General features: G+C 57.6%; 18 protein-coding genes. 12 read left to right on the forward strand and 6 right to left on the reverse strand.

The genetic code is table 11. From position 1 onward, the window contains the following. Nucleotides 1–171: 171 nt before the first annotated feature. A complete protein-coding gene (rsgA, locus tag BLW66_RS05390) occupies nucleotides 172–1,122 on the forward strand; it encodes a ribosome small subunit-dependent GTPase A (protein ID WP_342027814.1) in 951 nt (316 codons plus the stop codon). 174 nt (nucleotides 1,123–1,296) lie between these two features. On the opposite strand, the gene ccoP is transcribed toward rsgA, so the two are convergent. The 5 genes from ccoP to fnrL form a co-directional block, all read right to left on the reverse strand. Beyond that, the gene (gene ccoP / locus BLW66_RS05395; RefSeq protein WP_089945877.1) at nucleotides 1,297–2,160 is read right to left on the reverse strand and encodes a cytochrome-c oxidase, cbb3-type subunit III; all 864 of its coding nucleotides are present in this window, start codon (nucleotides 2,158–2,160) and stop codon (nucleotides 1,297–1,299) included. Then, a complete protein-coding gene (locus tag BLW66_RS05400) occupies nucleotides 2,153–2,353 on the reverse strand; it encodes a cbb3-type cytochrome c oxidase subunit 3 (protein WP_089945879.1) in 201 nt (66 codons plus the stop codon). Before BLW66_RS05400 ends, ccoP begins: the two co-directional genes overlap by 8 nt. Before the next feature lie 14 nt (nucleotides 2,354–2,367). Beyond that, nucleotides 2,368–3,126 (reverse strand): cytochrome-c oxidase, cbb3-type subunit II, encoded by a 759-nt coding sequence (gene ccoO, locus BLW66_RS05405; RefSeq protein WP_089945881.1) that lies wholly within the window; start codon nucleotides 3,124–3,126, stop codon nucleotides 2,368–2,370. Between the two features lie 11 nt (nucleotides 3,127–3,137). Then, nucleotides 3,138–4,745 carry a cytochrome-c oxidase, cbb3-type subunit I gene (gene ccoN / locus BLW66_RS05410; RefSeq protein ID WP_089945883.1) on the reverse strand — a complete coding sequence of 536 codons (1,608 nt, stop codon included), beginning with the start codon at nucleotides 4,743–4,745 and terminating at the stop codon, nucleotides 3,138–3,140. 216 nt (nucleotides 4,746–4,961) lie between these two features. Further along, nucleotides 4,962–5,690: a transcriptional regulator FnrL gene (fnrL, locus tag BLW66_RS05415; RefSeq protein ID WP_089945885.1), complete on the reverse strand. Its 729-nt coding sequence runs from the start codon at nucleotides 5,688–5,690 to the stop codon at nucleotides 4,962–4,964. A gap of 69 nt (nucleotides 5,691–5,759) precedes the next feature. On the opposite strand from fnrL, the gene hemN reads away from it, so the two are divergent. Further along, nucleotides 5,760–7,109, forward strand: coding sequence for an oxygen-independent coproporphyrinogen III oxidase (hemN, locus tag BLW66_RS05420; RefSeq protein ID WP_089946689.1), 1,350 nt, complete (start codon nucleotides 5,760–5,762; stop codon nucleotides 7,107–7,109). On the opposite strand, the gene BLW66_RS05425 is transcribed toward hemN, so the two are convergent. Further along, nucleotides 7,110–7,346, reverse strand: a complete 237-nt coding sequence (locus BLW66_RS05425; RefSeq protein WP_089945887.1) for an Lrp/AsnC ligand binding domain-containing protein — start codon at nucleotides 7,344–7,346, stop codon at nucleotides 7,110–7,112. Nucleotides 7,347–7,480: 134 nt separating this feature from the next. Here BLW66_RS05425 and gmd point away from each other — a divergent pair, with 134 nt between their 5' ends. The 10 genes from gmd to BLW66_RS05475 all read left to right on the forward strand — a co-directional run bounded on the left by gmd (nucleotide 7,481) and on the right by BLW66_RS05475 (nucleotide 16,660). Beyond that, complete coding sequence (gene gmd, locus BLW66_RS05430; protein WP_089945889.1) at nucleotides 7,481–8,587, forward strand: GDP-mannose 4,6-dehydratase; 1,107 nt, start codon at nucleotides 7,481–7,483, stop codon at nucleotides 8,585–8,587. After that, entirely contained in the window at nucleotides 8,587–9,522 is a 936-nt protein-coding gene (locus BLW66_RS05435) for a GDP-L-fucose synthase family protein (protein ID WP_244508559.1), read from the forward strand. Before gmd ends, BLW66_RS05435 begins: the two co-directional genes overlap by 1 nt. Continuing rightward, nucleotides 9,519–10,691: a DegT/DnrJ/EryC1/StrS family aminotransferase gene (locus tag BLW66_RS05440; protein ID WP_089945890.1), complete on the forward strand. Its 1,173-nt coding sequence runs from the start codon at nucleotides 9,519–9,521 to the stop codon at nucleotides 10,689–10,691. Before BLW66_RS05435 ends, BLW66_RS05440 begins: the two co-directional genes overlap by 4 nt. Next, nucleotides 10,691–12,139, forward strand: coding sequence for a mannose-1-phosphate guanylyltransferase/mannose-6-phosphate isomerase (locus tag BLW66_RS05445; protein WP_089945892.1), 1,449 nt, complete (start codon nucleotides 10,691–10,693; stop codon nucleotides 12,137–12,139). Before BLW66_RS05440 ends, BLW66_RS05445 begins: the two co-directional genes overlap by 1 nt. 7 nt (nucleotides 12,140–12,146) lie before the next feature. Further along, entirely contained in the window at nucleotides 12,147–12,827 is a 681-nt protein-coding gene (locus tag BLW66_RS05450; protein WP_244508560.1) for a Crp/Fnr family transcriptional regulator, read from the forward strand. A gap of 87 nt (nucleotides 12,828–12,914) precedes the next feature. Beyond that, nucleotides 12,915–13,127 (forward strand): YgaP family membrane protein, encoded by a 213-nt coding sequence (locus tag BLW66_RS05455; protein ID WP_089945896.1) that lies wholly within the window; start codon nucleotides 12,915–12,917, stop codon nucleotides 13,125–13,127. A gap of 2 nt (nucleotides 13,128–13,129) precedes the next feature. Continuing rightward, nucleotides 13,130–13,561, forward strand: coding sequence for a YeeE/YedE family protein (locus BLW66_RS05460; protein ID WP_139254525.1), 432 nt, complete (start codon nucleotides 13,130–13,132; stop codon nucleotides 13,559–13,561). 3 nt (nucleotides 13,562–13,564) lie between these two features. After that, nucleotides 13,565–13,999: a DUF6691 family protein gene (locus BLW66_RS05465; protein WP_089945898.1), complete on the forward strand. Its 435-nt coding sequence runs from the start codon at nucleotides 13,565–13,567 to the stop codon at nucleotides 13,997–13,999. Nucleotides 14,000–14,015: 16 nt separating this feature from the next. After that, a complete protein-coding gene (locus BLW66_RS05470; protein WP_089945900.1) occupies nucleotides 14,016–14,897 on the forward strand; it encodes an MBL fold metallo-hydrolase in 882 nt (293 codons plus the stop codon). Between the two features lie 26 nt (nucleotides 14,898–14,923). Next, on the forward strand, nucleotides 14,924–16,660 hold the full coding sequence (locus BLW66_RS05475) for a SulP family inorganic anion transporter (protein WP_089945902.1): 1,737 nt from the start codon (nucleotides 14,924–14,926) through the stop codon (nucleotides 16,658–16,660). Nucleotides 16,661–16,686: the final 26 nt, after the last annotated feature.

The following is a 16,686-nucleotide window of genomic DNA, read 5'->3' on the forward strand; positions in this document are numbered from 1 at the left end:
GTATGTTGGCCGCGAACAACGCGCGGGCGCACGAAAGCAAACATCATGACACGTGACTACAGTTCCTTTTTGCCGACGAGTGACGCGAAACCGCCAAAGGCGGCGGCCCTATCCCCGCTCGCAGCCCTTGGGTGGCAACCCTTTTTTGCACAGCAAATCAGTGTCGAGCAGATGGAAGAAACTCCACCACTGCGCGTGACTGAGGTACACCGGAACGGGCTTCAAGCCCGTGGTGAAAGCATCGACATGCACATCCCCCACGGGCCGGAGGCCACGGTCGGTGACTGGATACTACTCAACCGCGAACTGCCGTCCGCCAGCGAAGTCCTTGAGCGTAAAAGCCTCATCAAACGCCGCGCACCCGGCCGCACCTTGGGCATCCAGCTAATCGCGGCCAATCTGGATACGGTGTTTGTCGTGTCGTCATGCAACGACGACTTCAACGTTGCGCGTCTGGAGCGCTTTATTGCCCTTGCGTTCGAGGCCGACCTCTCGCCGGTTATCGTGCTCACAAAGACCGACCAATGCGACGCTCCCGACGACTACATCGCCCGTGCCAAAGCGATCTCCGATCAAGTGCCCGTCGTCGCGCTCAACGCGAAAAGTGATGCGCCGCAAACGGAATTGGCGCAGTGGTGCAAACCGGGTCAGACGGTCGCGTTTCTAGGGTCGTCCGGGGTCGGCAAATCCACGCTGACCAACGCACTGGCCGGCGATACAGCGATCACAACGCAAGCCGTGCGCGAGGACGATTCACACGGGCGGCACACAACGACCAGACGCAACCTTTACTTCCTGTCATCAGGCTGCGCCGTTCTCGACACCCCCGGCATGCGGGAGCTGCAACTTACAGACAATGCTTCGGGCGTGGCCGAAGTGTTCGCGGATCTGGACGAATTGAGAACCCAATGCAAATTCAACGACTGCAAGCACACCGTAGAACCGGGGTGCGCCGTCTTGGCCGCGGTCGCGCGCAATGAATTAGACCCTGTTCGGCTGGCAAGATGGCAAAAGCTGGTAGCAGAAGATTTGCACAACTCCGCCACCCTCGCGGAGCGGCGCACAAAGGATAAAGCCTTCGGAAAAATGGTGCGCAACGCCCAGACCAAGAAAAAGAAGTAACCGGCCGTTAAGTCCGACAATCAAAAAGCCCGCCAAGCGTAAGCTGGCGGGCTTTCCTTGCGGTACGAACCCGCGCGCCCCAGACCGATTGCGCGAACAGGAGGCTGGGGGCGCGGGTATCGCACGCTAGGCTCGAAGTCCTCCCGAAGTAGCGTGCGAATTCCTATGGGGGGCTTACTCGCCGCCGCCTTTCTGGTGAACATAGGCAGTCACCGCATTGATCTGCGCGTCCGTCAAACGTGGCGACCACGGCGGCATAACACCAAAGCGCGCGTTGGTGATCGTCTCCGTCAACGCCACATCGGACCCGCCGTAGAGCCATACGGAATCCGTGAGGTTCGGCGCACCTTGTTCACGGTCCCCCATACCGGTCTCGCCATGACACGCAGTACAGTTGTCCACGAACAGCTCGGTCCCCTGCTCCGCCAAAGCGGCATCGTGGTCCAAGCCCGACAGAGATTGCACGTAAGCGACCAGCGCCTCGATCTCTTCCTTCTCCAATAGCTCGCCGAATGCTGGCATCTCGGAATACCGCGCGTCTTCGTCCTGCTCGTTACGAATGCCGTGGCGCACGGTCGTGGCGATAGCCTCCATGCTGCCGCCCCATAGCCAGTCATCGTCCAGCAAGTTGGGGTAGCCCGCAGACCCCGCAGCGCCCGAACCGTGACACTGCGAACAGTTGTTCGCGAAGACCGACGCACCAGCGGACACTGCGTATTGCTGCAACGGCCCGTTGTCTTTCAACGTGTCCAAGTCAATCGCCGCGAGCTGGGTGTTCAGATCAGAATTTGCCTCTTCCACACGAGCGATCTCTGCGGCGACTTCACCGCGCGTTGAATATCCTAGAAAACCCGCCGTCGCGGAGGACACCAACGGCCACGCCGGATAGGCAATAGAATAGATCACCGCCCACACGATGGTCGCATAGAGCGACCAAAGCCACCAGCGCGGCAAGGGTGTGTTCAGCTCCTCAATGCCGTCGTAGGAATGGCCTGTGGTGTAGGTCTTTGTGGCCTCATCATATCTTGGCTCATCCATTGTCTTGGCCTTTCAGTTGCTCAGCGTCGTTTGCCGGACGATCCTCGTTACGGAATGGCGCTTGGCTAATATCATCATGCATGGAACGTGACCCCGGGCGAAACGCCCAGAGCACCACACCAAAGAAGAAGGCGAACATGGCAAGCAGCACCCAGCTGTCCGCCAACTGCCGTAAGAACGAATAAGTATCCATTGTGTCCCCTCCTCTTACCGTGACGCGTCTGGTGTGAAGGTAGAGAAGTCTACCAACGTACCCAGCATTTGGAGGTAAGCGACCAGCGCATCCATCTCGGACACACCGGGTGCGTTATCGAAGTTGCGGGTCTGCGCCCCCGGATAACGTTCCAGAAGGCCGTCCCAGTCACCTTCGGGGTCTGCTTGCACCATGAAGTCGGCACGCGCGGTTTCGATCATCTCGTCCGTATAGGGCACGCCCACAAAGCGGTGCGTCTTCAAGGTCGCCTCAATGTGTTCCCCGTCCAATTGCACGTCCTTGAGGAAGGAATACTTGGGCATCACGGATTCAGGCACAACGGATTGTGGATCACTCAGGTGGTTGACGTGCCACTCGTCAGAGTATCGACCGCCAACACGCGCCACATCAGGCCCCGTGCGCTTGGAGCCCCATTGGAACGGGTGATCGTACTGCGATTCTGCCGCCAAGGAGTAGTGACCATACCGCTCCACCTCGTCGCGCATCGGGCGGATCATCTGCGAGTGGCACAGGTAGCACCCCTCGCGCACATAGATGTCACGGCCTGCAAGCTCCAGCGGAGAGTAAGGGCGCATGCCCTCCACGTCCTCGATGGTGTTCTCAAGGTAGAATAGCGGCGCGATCTCTACGATACCGCCAATGCTGACCACCACCAGAGACGCGACCATAAGCATGGTGCCGTTACGTTCCAATGCCGCGTGGCGTTCCAGAAAGGTGCGGCGTTTTTTCGGGTTTGTGTTTTCAGATGTCATTCATCCGCTCCTTATTCCGCAGCCACGCCGACGGGGGCCGTCACTTTGACGCCTCCGCGGATGGTCATCCACATATTCCAAACCATGATCAAACCGCCTGCGAGGTACAAAACACCACCCAGCCCGCGCACCACGTTCATCGGGAACTTAGCGGACACAGTGTCTGCGAAGCTGTTCACCAAGAAGCCTTGGGCGTCGACTTCACGCCACATCAAGCCTTCCATGATGCCGCTCACCCACATCGACGACGCGTAGAGCACGATGCCAATCGTCGCCAACCAGAAGTGTGTGTTGATAGCAGATACCGAATACATCTTCTCACGCCCCCAAAGCTTAGGTGTCAGGAAGTAAAGCGCCGCGAACGTAATCATGCCGTTCCATCCAAGCGCACCGGAGTGCACGTGACCAATGGTCCAATCCGTGTAGTGCGACAGCGAGTTCACAGCACGGATCGACATCATCGGGCCCTCGAAAGTGGACATGCCGTAGAAGGCAAGCGAGGCCACCATCAAACGGATGATCGGGTCGGTGCGCAACTTGTCCCACGCGCCTTGCAGCGTCATCAGGCCGTTGATCATACCACCCCACGACGGCATCCACAGCACGATGGAGAACACCATACCCAGCGTCGATGCCCAGTCAGGCAGCGCGGTGTAGTGCAAGTGGTGTGGTCCCGCCCAAATGTACAAGAAGATCAGCGCCCAGAAGTGGATGATCGACAGCTTGTAGGAATACACCGGACGACCCGCCTGCTTCGGCACGAAGTAGTACATCATGCCAAGGAAGCCCGCCGTCAGGAAGAAGCCCACCGCGTTGTGGCCGTACCACCATTGCGTCATGGCGTCTTGCACACCAGAGAACACCTGTACCGATTTGGACCCCCAGATAGAGACCGGAATAGACAGGTTGTTGACCAAGTGCAGCATCGCGATGGTCACAATGAAAGACAGGAAGAACCAGTTGGCCACATAAATGTGGCGCTCCTTACGGGTCAGGATCGTACCGAGGAACACGGCGAGATAGGCAACCCATACAATGGTAAGCCAGATATCGACGTACCACTCAGGCTCTGCGTATTCTTTCGACTGCGTGGCGCCCAACAGGTACCCCGTAGCAGCAAGCACGATAAACAGGTTGTAGCCCCAGAAAACGAACCACGCGAGGTTGCCGCCCCACAGGCGCTGCGCGGATGTGCGCTGAACGATGTAGAACGACGTCGCGATCAGGCCGTTACCGCCGAACGCAAAAATCACGGCGGAGGTATGGAGTGGGCGAAGCCGGCCGAAGTTGCCGAATGGCTGGGCCCAATCAAAGTTCAGAACGGGAAATGCGAGTTGGAATGCAATGAACGTGCCAACCAGAAAGCCAACAACACCCCAAAGCGCCGTCGCGATCACGCCGTAGCGCACTGGCCCGTCCATGTAGTCAGCCGCCGCGTCAGCTGAGACTGCCACGACTGGCTCATCCGTTTGCCGAAGCACGCGGATAAACATGAAGATGCCCACCGCGAGAATCAAAAGCGCATGAACTTGGTAAGCCAAGTCGTGCGCCCAATTGGCTGCAAGGGCAGCAAACAAAATGACGCCCCCCAGCAGTATCAGCTTTATATAGTTAAGCATTTTTCACCCGTTCCGTTCGTTCCTGACCGTCTGCAAAGAGAGTTCTCCCTGCCTCGGCATGGCAGGGAGTGCCGAATTCCGCGAGGCAGAACCTTGATATATGTCAAAAGCCCCCCAACGGCGGCCACCTTTGAGGGTTTTATTATAGCTTAGAGGGTTTTGAATTGCGCCACGCAGCACGTGCGAAAACGAAAATGTCGCAGGTCGCTGGGCTGATCAGGGCAGCGTTGCCCCGTCGCTGTCGTCGCCCGCCTCATCCAGCAAACGGTTCAAGTCGGGAATCGTCACTTTGCGTGTGCCTTCCAGCACCAAGACGCCATCCCGCTTCAGCGCGGCCATCTGACGGCTAACCGTCTCAATCGTCAGGCCCAGATAGTCCGACATAGCATCGCGGGTCAGCGGCAGGCTCATCTGAAGGCTCTCACCCTCCTGCGTGCCCAAACGCCGCGCACAAATAAGCAGGAAGCTCGCGATTTTTTCGCGCGCGGTTTTCCGGCCAAGCAGCAACATCCACTCACGGGTGGCGTCCAACTCGTCAAGAACGATCTCCACCAAGCGTTCCTGAACGTGCGGCGTGGAGCTCGTGACTTTTTCAAACGCCCGCTTGTGAAAGTGACACAACGTCAACTCCGAGACAGCCGTGACGTCAAACGACGCGATATCACGTCCCGGCCGTCCGATAAAATCTGACGGCAACAACATGCCTACCATTTGCATGCGTCCGTCAGCCATTGACCGCGACAGAGTTGCAACTCCACTCACCACAGACGCGACAAACGTCATCGGATCGCCCATCAAAACAACAGACGCACCCGGAGAATAAGTCTTGTAATACTTGATCTTACCTAGCTCATCCAATTCCTCACCCGTGCACCGAGAGCAGATAGCTCTGGGGCGGATCGGGCAGTTGGAACAAGTCTGGGTGGTGCTGTCGATCTTTATCATACCCCTGTGTGATGGAGAAATTGATTAGGATCAAGGTTTGCCGTGCGTCATTGGATCAATAAAGCCAGCATGACACAGCATGAAACCCTTCGCCGCTACGGCCTTTTCACCTCCCGCGCGCCACGGTACACAAGCTACCCGACTGCGCCCCATTTCAACAATGAGACTGGGCCGGAAACGATGGCCGGCTGGCTGGAGCAGGTGCCCGAGCAGTCCAAGGTATCGTTGTATATCCACATCCCGTTTTGTCGCAGGTTGTGCTGGTTTTGCGCTTGCCGCACCCAAGGGACGCAGACCGACGCGCCACTGCGCGGCTATCTCGACATGCTCAAGGCAGAACTGGCGATGGTGGCGAACAGCCTGCCCGCAGGCGTACAACTAAGCCGTCTGCACTGGGGCGGCGGCACACCAACGATTTTGCCACCCGCCATGATCACAGAGTTGGCCGAGGCGATTGATCGGCACTTCCCCCTGTCCAGTGGCTCCGAATTTTCCGTGGAGGTCGACCCGACCATGGTCGACGCCGAGAAAGTCGCCGCCTTGGGTGCTGCTGGCCTGACCCGCGTTAGCCTTGGCATTCAGGACTTCGACCCGCAGGTGCAATCCGCCATTGGCCGCATCCAAAGCTTCGAGGACACCAAGTGGGCCGCCGAAGCCTTGCGCGACGCAGGCGCGAAGAACCTGAACCTAGACATCCTGTATGGTCTCCCATTCCAGACTGCCGACAGCCTTACGGATACCGTTAACAAAACGCTGGAGCTGTCACCTGACAGGTTGGCTTTGTACGGCTACGCGCATGTCCCATGGGCCGCAAAACGACAAGTTCTCATCCCGGAGGACCATTTACCTGACGGCCCAACGCGCTACGCGTTGTTCCATATGGCGTCGCAGTTGTTCGGCGCAGCTGGCTACGATGCAGTCGGCATCGACCATTTCGCACGGGCGGGCGATGGCCTGCTGAATGCTTCGCTGAACGGGACTTTGCGGCGCAACTTCCAAGGCTATACCGACGATCAGGCGGACGTGCTCATCGGCATTGGCGCATCGTCCATCTCGCGCTTCCCAGCCGGATACGCACAAAACGCCCCCGGCACTGGCGAATATGCGACGGCCATCGCGTCAGGTAAGCTCGCCACCAAACGCGGTCACACCATGACACAGGACGACGTATTGCGTGCGCAGATCATCGAAGACCTGATGTGCCGCTTCGCGATTGATTTCGGGAATGTCGCCAAGCGCACGGGTGCCGCACAAGCTGACGTCAAAGCGATTGCCACGGACCTTCAGCGAAAATACGCAGATGTCTGCTCCATCAGTGCGGACGGGCTGACCCTGAGCGAGCCAGCGCTATCGCGCCTGATGGCCATGGACGTCGACGGCTACATGACCAATTCCAACAGGCATTCGCTGGCCATTTAATCAGAAGGCTTTGAACGTTAAGGTCGTCAGAGTGCGTTCGATGCCGGAAATGCTCAACAGGTTGTCATTGATGAATTTTCCGACGTCGTCGCCCTCTGGCACGTAGATTTTCAACAGCAAATCAAAAGCCCCCGAGGTTGAATAAAGCTCGGAGTGGAATTCGCGCATGACGATTTCCTCTGCGACTTTGTACCCGTGCCCCGGCTTGCATCTGATTTGGACAAACACACAATTCATCTTCTTCTCCCTGACTGCATTTGGCGGCACCCTGCCATGCCGCCGCACCCGTGGAAAGTCCCGTGCGACGTCGCTGGATTTCACCCCACCTCTATGGCAATAATGACGTCAGAACAGGCAACGGGAAGTATACAATGAAAAAGGCGCTTATTACTGGCGTAACCGGTCAAGACGGCTCCTATCTCGCAGAGCTGCTGCTTGAGAAGGGTTACGAAGTTCATGGCATTAAGCGCAGGGCCTCGTCGTTCAACACCCAGCGTATCGATCATATCTACGAAGACCCCCACATGGATAATACGCGCTTCATGCTTCATTACGGGGATCTGACGGACAGCTCCAACCTGACGCGGATCATCGCTGAGGTGAAGCCGGATGAGGTCTACAACCTTGGGGCCCAGTCACATGTGGCTGTCAGCTTTGAGTCCCCCGAGTACACAGCCGACGTTGACGCCATGGGCACGCTGCGGTTGCTGGAAGCCATTCGCTTCCTTGGCCTAGAGAAGAAAACTCGCTTCTATCAAGCCTCTACCTCGGAGTTATACGGGCTGGTGCAAGAAACCCCGCAGACGGAAACAACCCCTTTCCACCCGCGCAGCCCATATGCGGTGGCGAAAATGTATGCCTATTGGATCGCAGTAAACTACCGCGAGGCCTATGGCATGTACGCCTGTAACGGCATCCTCTTTAACCACGAAAGCCCGCGGCGCGGGGAAACATTCGTGACCCGAAAAATCACCCGTGGGCTTGCGAACATCGCCCAAGGTCTTGAGGCATGCCTCTACATGGGCAACATCGACGCCCTGCGGGACTGGGGCCACGCCAAAGACTACGTGCGCATGCAGTGGATGATGCTGCAGCAAGACACGCCCGACGATTTCGTAATCGCGACTGGCAAACAGTATTCGGTGCGCCAGTTCATCATTTGGTCCGCCGAACAACTGGGAGTGACGCTGCGCTTTGAAGGCGAGGGCGTGGACGAGATTGCCATCGTCGACAGTGTCGCGGGCGACAAAGCCCCTAGCATGAAAGTTGGCGATGTCATCCTGCGGATCGACCCGCGCTACTTCCGGCCTGCCGAAGTGGAAACGCTTCTGGGTGATCCCGCCAAAGCCAAGCGTGAACTGGGCTGGACCCCTGAGATTACAACGCAGGAGATGTGCGCAGAAATGGTGGAAGAGGACTTGAAGGCCGCACGAAAGATGGTTGCCATTCAGGCTCATGAAAACGGGCAGAAAGCCTAGTGAAACCGTTATCAGAGAAGCGCATATTGCTGACGGGCGGCGGCGGCATGGTGGGCCGAAACCTGTTGAACGCAGCCACAGGTCTGAACATCGACCATCCCAGCAGCAAGGAATTGGACCTTACGGAGGCCGCCACCGTGGCCGACTACATCCGAGATACCAAGCCGGATCTGGTAATCCATGCTGCGGGTAAAGTCGGCGGCATTCAGGCCAATATGGCCGATCCAGTGGCGTTTCTTGATCAGAATTTGGCGATCGGCCGCAATCTGATCATGGGCGCCTTCAACGCAGGAGTCCCCGAATTCCTCAACCTAGGCTCGACCTGCATCTATCCGCGTGCGGCTGAAAACCCGCTGCGGGAAGAAATGGTGCTCACGGGGGAGTTGGAGCCTACCAACGAAGGCTACGCCATTGCCAAAATTGCGGCGCTCCGTCTGTGCCAGTACATCCGTCGACAGCGCGCGGACCTGCAGTACAAGACATTGATCCCGTGCAACCTATACGGTCCGCATGACAACTTTCACCCGCAAAAATCCCATCTACTTCCCGCGATCATCCGCAAGGTTCACGACGCCAAGCTAAGCGGAGAGACAAAGGTAGAAATTTGGGGGGACGGTACAGCGCGGCGCGAGTTTATGTACGCGGGCGATCTGGCAGACGCGATTTTACGCGCGGCTCACGACATGGAACCGCTGCCTGATCTGATGAACACTGGCATCGGGCATGACCATTCGATCAATGACTACTACCAAACCGTCGCTGACGTCCTTGGATGGGAGGGCGAGTTCACTCACGACTTGTCCAAGCCCGTTGGCATGAAGCAAAAGCTCTGTGCGACGGACAAAGCGGACGCGTGGGGGTGGCAGGCTAGTACATCGCTGGCCGACGGCATTGGCAAAACATACAACTTCTTTCTGGAGAACCACGTCTCATGACTTTCACCTACCCACTGGCGACGTCCTCTTGGGATCAAGACGAACAAGATGCCTTGCAACGGGTCATCACGTCCGACCGGTTCTCGATGGGCGCTGAGGTCGCGACTTTCGAGACGCAGTTCGCGGCGCACTTCGGCGCCAGCTACGCGGTAATGGTCAACTCCGGATCATCCGCAAATCTGTTGATGGTCGCCGCGCTTTGCTTTTCCGAAAACCCTGATCTGAAGCTTAATGCGGGCGACGAGATCATCGTTCCAGCCGTATCATGGAGCACGACGTACTTCCCGTTGCAGCAATATGGTCTAAAGCTGAAATTCGTCGACATAGACGCCGACACGTTGAACTATGACCTCGACGCACTTGCCGAGGCGGTGACGGATAAAACCCGCGCATTGATGGTGGTTAACCTGCTCGGCAATCCCAACGACTTCGACCGGATCAACCAGATCATCGCCGGTCGTGGCATCGTGATGATCGAGGACAACTGCGAGTCTATGGGTGCCACGTTGAACGGCAAACAGGCTGGCACGTTCGGGGTAATGGGCACCTATTCGTCGTTCTTCTCGCACCACATCTCCACGATGGAGGGTGGCTTGGTCGTGACAGACGACGAGGCGCTTTACCACATTATGCTGTCGCTGCGCGCGCATGGATGGACACGGAACCTGCCGAAGGAAAACACCCTCACCGGCATCAAAAGCGATGACCCGTTTGAAGAGTCGTTTAAGTTCGTACTGCCCGGCTATAATTTACGCCCGTTGGAAATGTCCGGCGCATTGGGCCAAGCCCAATTGCTGAAGCTTCCCGCATTGATCGCCGGACGCCGCGACAACGCGGCCCTGTTTCTAAGCAAGATGTCGGATCATCCCGTCTTTTCGATCCAGAAGGAAACCGGTAAAAGCAGCTGGTTCGGCTTTAGTCTTGTTGTTCGGGAAACCGCTGGCATCTCCCGCAAGCAAGCCATCGCAGCGTTGACCCACGCGGGCTTTGAATGCCGCCCCATCGTGACAGGAAACTTCGCCAAGAACGAGGTCTTGAAGTACTTCAACTACGAGGTTCATGGCGAACTGCGCAACGCGAACCACATTGACCAGTTCGGGCTTTTCATCGGCAACCATCACTACCCGATGCCTGATGCATTTGAGGCCCTCGCAGAGGTCAAATTCTGATGCCAACTGAAGTGCACCCCCTATTGCTGTGCGGCGGCTCTGGCACACGGCTTTGGCCTTTGTCGCGCAAAAGCTATCCCAAACAGTTTGCGCAGCTTACAGGTGACAGAAGCCTGTTCCAGGCCTCGGCGCAGCGCTTGACTGGCGAGGGGTTCGCCGCCCCGATGATTGTCACGGGATCGGACTTTCGCTTTGTCGTGAAAGAACAATTAGCCGATGTGGGGCTTGCCCCCGCATCCATCCTGATCGAACCGTTCGGGCGAAACACCGCCCCCGCAATTCTTGCGGGCGCATTGGCGTTGGAGGCCCAGTCATCTGGCGCGTTGATGCTGGTCGCACCATCTGATCACGTCGTCCCCGATGCGGCAGGGTTTCGCAAGGTTGTAGAAGCCGCTGTTCCCGCCGCGAATTCAGGGCAGTTAGTGACATTCGGCATCCGCCCGGACCGCGCGGAAACCGGCTATGGCTGGCTGGAGCTCACATCCGCACCGTCAGACGATTTCGCGCCCGTGGCACAACCGCTCAAAGCTTTCGTCGAGAAACCAGATGCCGCGACAGCGCAGACCATGCTCGATGATGGCAACTACCTCTGGAACGCAGGCATATTCCTGTTTTCCACCACAACGCTCATCGATGCTTTTGCGAAACACGCCCCCGACATGTTGGCTGGCGTGCGCGCCGCTGTAGCAGAGGCCCAAGACGATATTGGCTTCACGCGATTGGACGAAGTCGCGTGGGACGGCTTGGAGGGCGAGTCCATCGACTATGCCGTCATGGAGAAAGCCGACAACCTGAGCGTCATTCCGTATCGTGGTGCTTGGTCGGATTTGGGTGGCTGGGACGCCGTGTGGCGCGACTCCAACCCAGACGGTGACGGCGTTGTGACCAACGGCCCCGCCACCGCCATAGATTGCCGCAACACCTTGCTGCGTGCCGAAGACGGCGGGCAAGCGTTGATCGGCATCGGGTTGGACGATCTGATCGCCGTCGCAATGCCTGACGCGGTGCTCGTCGCGCACAAAGACCGCGCGCAAGACGTCAAGCTGGCGGTGGCGACCCTGAAGCAGCAGGAAGCCCCACAAGCTGAAACCCTGCCACGCGACTACCGCCCATGGGGTTGGTTCGAGAGCCTTGGGACAGGAACGCGGTTTCAGGTCAAACGTATCGTGGTGAACCCAGGTGCCGCACTATCGTTGCAGAGCCATATGCACCGTGCGGAGCACTGGATCGTGGTTGAAGGCACTGCAAAAGTGACAATCAACGACGATGTGAAGCTGATTGAGGAGAACCAATCCGTCTACATCCCGCTTGGTGCTATCCACCGGATGGAGAACCCCGGTGATGTGCCGATGGTGTTGATCGAGGTGCAGACAGGCAGCTATCTGGGCGAGGATGATATCACGCGGTACGAGGACATCTATGCGCGCGGTCAAGGCGCCAAGGGTTGACTGCCCCGTGACCGCCAAGGCCTTAGACAGTGAGTGGGTGGAACGGTTTCCGGGATTGTCGCGGCTAGAGCCCGAAACCAAAGAACTCCTGCTGACCCGCGGCAAAATCGTGACCATGCCGCAAAAGGCCGTTATCTTCGGCCCCGGGAACTCTCCCGAGAACATGCTGTTTTTGCTGGACGGAACCGTGCGGGTACAGCAGGTGTCCGAGACGGGCCACGAAATTGTCCTTTACCGCATCAACGCTGGCGAAAGCTGCGTTTTGACCACCGCCTGCCTGTTGGCCTACGACGACTATTCCGCCGAGGGCATCGCGGAGACGGATGTTCAGGCCGCAGCCGTGCCCCGTCAGATGTTCGACGATTTGGTTGCCCGATCTTCGTCCTTTCGCAATTTCGTCTTCGCTGCCTTCTCCAAACGGATCACCGATCTATTTTTGATCATCGACGAGGTCGCGTTCCAACGCATCGACGTGCGCCTCGCCCATAAATTAGTGGAGCTCGCAAAGGGCCGCGACACAATTTCGGCAACGCACCAAATGCTATCGGTAGAGCTCGGCACCGCACGGGAGGTCATCTCCCGCCAGCTTCAAGAATTCCAGCGACGCAAATGGGTAGAGCTGTCGCGCGGGACCATCAAAATTCTGGAGCGCAACAAGCTAGAAGGATTGGCCAAGCGCAGCGACTAGGCGACATTCCTTGCGCTATGTGACTTTGTCACTGAGAGACCTGACGGGGCACTCTATGATCGCGGTAGTTTTTACAGGAGCCCGACCATGAAACAAAACGTTGGAAAATTCGACCGCGTCTTTCGCCTTGTGCTAGGTGTAATCCTTATTGCGGCCCCGTTGCTGAGTGGGTTCGCCTTGTTCAACTCCGCTACCGCAACGGTCATTTCTCTGGCCGCGGGGGCCATCATGCTGGTCACGGCGATGATGAGTAGCTGCCCGATTTATTCGATCTTCGGCATCAAAACGTGTAAGGTATAAGCTTGGAAACGGTATTCACACCTTGGCAATCTTTGGGCGGCGGCATGCTAATTGGCGCCGCCTCTATTCTACTGATGGCCACGCTGGGCCGTATCATGGGGGCGACTGGCGTTCTCGCGGGTCTGTTCTCTCCCGCAAACGCATCGGACTTTGGTTGGCGCGCGCTCGTTCTGCTCGGCATGGTAAGCGGACCCGTCGTGGTCTGGACGGTCACAGGGCAAATGCCCCAAGTGCAAGTACCAGTGTCCAGCACAATGCTGGTGATTGGCGGCTTCATCGTGGGGATCGGCGTCACCTTCGGCTCCGGCTGTACGTCTGGCCATGGCGTCTGCGGCATGGCACGGCTATCGCCACGCTCTATCGCTGCAACACTTACATTTATGCTGACGACTGGCCTTACGGTCTATGTCATCCGGCATGTCTTGGGGGGCTAGAATATGCGTCACATCGCAGCCTACATCAGCGGCCTGATCTTTGGGGTCGGCATTTCCATTTCCGGCATGGCGAACCCAGCCAAAGTGCTCAACTTCTTTGACGTTTTTGGCACGTGGGACCCGAGCCTAATATTCGTTATGGGTGGGGCATTAGTCACCACCTTCATCGGCTACCGCGTGGTATTAAGACGCCCCGCCCCTGCATTGTCTGACACGTTTAAACTACCGACACGGCGGGAGCTTGATCTGCCACTGCTCGGCGGCGCTGCTACCTTTGGCGTCGGCTGGGGGATCGCAGGGTTTTGCCCTGGCGGCGCGCTTCCAGCCCTTGGCACTGGTCGTCCCGAAGTCATCACCTTTGCTGCGGCGCTCATCGCTGGCATACTCGTGGCGAAAGTGCTCCAGCGTTACGTCATTCCAAAGGCAGCACAAGCATAACAGTAGGAGGCATCTCATGACCTATCCAGTCGACATGAGCATCAAGCCCGCCGTGTCCGCTCACTTCGATGACGCGACCAACACGATCAGCTATGTTGTGCGCGATCCCTCCAGCACACATTGCGCGATTATCGACAGCGTGATGGACATCGATTACGCCGCTGGGCGGATCACCTATGACCACGCGGACAAGCTTATAGAAGAGATCGAAAGCCAGGGCCTGACGCTGGACTGGATTATCGAGACCCACGTCCATGCGGACCACCTGAGCGCGGCCCCCTATATTCAAAGCAAGCTTGGCGGCAAAATCGGCGTCGGTGAGAAGATCATGGTGGTACAGGAAACCTTCGGTAAGGTTTTCAACGAGGGCACTGATTTCCAACGTGATGGATCGCAATTCGACGCGCTGTTCAAGGATGGAGACACCTACATGGTCGGCAACATGCAGGGCTTTGCCATGTTCACCCCCGGTCACACGCCGGCCTGCATGGTGCATGTCATGGGCAATGCCGCCTTCGCGGGCGACACTTTGTTCATGCCTGACGGCGGCTCGGCGCGAGCTGATTTCCCCGGTGGCGATGCAGGCGAGCTGTATGACAGCATCCAAAAAGTGCTGTCGCTCCCCGATGATATGCGTTTGTTCATGTGCCACGACTACGGCCCCAACGGGCGCGCAATCGAGTGGGAAACCACCGTGGCAGAGCAAAAATCCGACAATATCCACGTCGGTGGCGGCAAGACGCGTGAGGACTTCATCAAGTTTCGCACAGAACGCGACGCGCAACTGGCAATGCCGCGGCTGATCATTCCGTCTTTGCAAGTGAACATGCGGGCGGGCGAATTGCCAACTGATCAAGACGGAAATCCGGTTCTGAAAATTCCGGTGAATACCCTGTAAATATCCCAATAACCGACATTCCATAAATGACCGACACCCTTCTCAGGTATGTTCCGATCGCCACGTGGGGGCGCAACTACACGCGTGCGACCTTCGCGAGCGACATGATGGCAGCCGTCATTGTAACGATCATGCTGATCCCGCAATCATTGGCCTACGCGCTGTTGGCTGGATTGCCGCCCGAGGCAGGGTTATACGCATCCATCGCGCCCATCATCTTATACGCGATATTCGGAACCAGTCGCGCCTTAGCCGTGGGGCCTGTTGCAGTGGTATCGTTGATGACGGCTGCAGCACTTGGCGACATCACCCAGCAGGCAGGCGTTGGCTATGCCGCGGCCGCGCTTATGCTCGCCGGATTGTCGGGGGTGATCTTGCTTGCGATGGGCCTGTTCCGGCTAGGCTTTATTGCAAATTTCCTGTCCCATCCCGTGATCGCAGGCTTCATCACAGCCTCTGGGCTAATTATCGCCACCAGCCAGCTAAAGCACATTCTGGGGATCGAGGCGCAGGGTCACAATATGCTGGACCTTCTGACCTCTCTGACCAGCAACCTGCACCAGATCAACTGGATCACCGCCACAATCGGCGTCGCCGCCACGGCCTGCCTGTTTTGGGTCCGCAAGGGCCTAAAGCCAACGTTACGGCGCGTTGGCGTCGGGCCGACAGCCGCTGATATTGCGGCCAAGGCTGGCCCAGTCTTTGTCGTTGTTTTGACGACGCTTTTGGTCTGGCGGTTTGACCTCAGCACTCACGGCGTAAAGATTGTAGGGAGTGTGCCGCAAAGCCTGCCCCCGCTGACCCTGCCGCCGGTGTCTTCCGAACTTGTTGCCCAGCTACTTCTGCCGGCATTCCTGATCTCGATTATCGGGTTCGTAGAGTCGATTTCGGTGGCTCAAACACTTGCTGCCAAGAAGCGCCAGCGTATCGACCCCGACCAAGAGTTGATCGGCCTTGGGGCAGCCAATGTCGCGGCATCCTTAACAGGTGGCTTTCCCGTGACCGGCGGGTTTTCACGGTCTGTCGTGAACTTCGACGCAGGCGCACAGACACCCGCCGCTGGCGCCTACACCGCCGTTGGGCTGGCTATTGCAGCGGTTGGCCTGACGCCACTTGTCTTCTTCCTGCCGAAAGCTACGTTGGCGGCGACCATTATCGTCGCCGTTCTAAGCCTCGTTGACTTTGGGATATTGAAACGCAGCTGGCAATATTCCAAGTCCGACTTCGCCGCCGTGCTCGCTACCATTTTTCTGACGTTAACACTGGGCGTGGAGGCAGGCGTCTCTGCTGGCGTCGGTTTGTCCATATTGCTGCATCTTTACAAATCATCGCGGCCACACATCGCAGAGGTTGGCCTGATCAAAGGCACCGAACACTTTCGCAACATCTTACGCCATTCGGTCACGACCGACCCACGTGTCGTATCATTGCGTGTTGATGAAAGCCTCTATTTCGCCAACGCACGTTTCCTAGAGGACTGCATCCAGAATCGCGTTGCGGGGGATCCGCACGTTCGCCATGTCATCCTACAATGTACCGCGATAAACGAGATCGACCTGAGTGCACTGGAATCTCTTGAGGCCATAAATGAGCGTTTGCACGAAATGAACGTGAAGCTTCATTTGTCAGAGGTGAAAGGCCCCGTGATGGACAAGCTGGAGAAGTCCCACTTTCTTGCAGAACTGACCGGCCAAGTCTTCTTGACCCAGTACGAGGCTGCACAAGCGACCGCCGCAAACTACTCAGAGCCGCCCAAGCAATAACTCTTGCAATATCGCCCGCGGGCGCA

It is taken from the genome of Litoreibacter albidus (genome assembly GCF_900107015.1).
In the GTDB taxonomy this organism is placed as follows: Bacteria; Pseudomonadota; Alphaproteobacteria; order Rhodobacterales; family Rhodobacteraceae; genus Litoreibacter; species Litoreibacter albidus.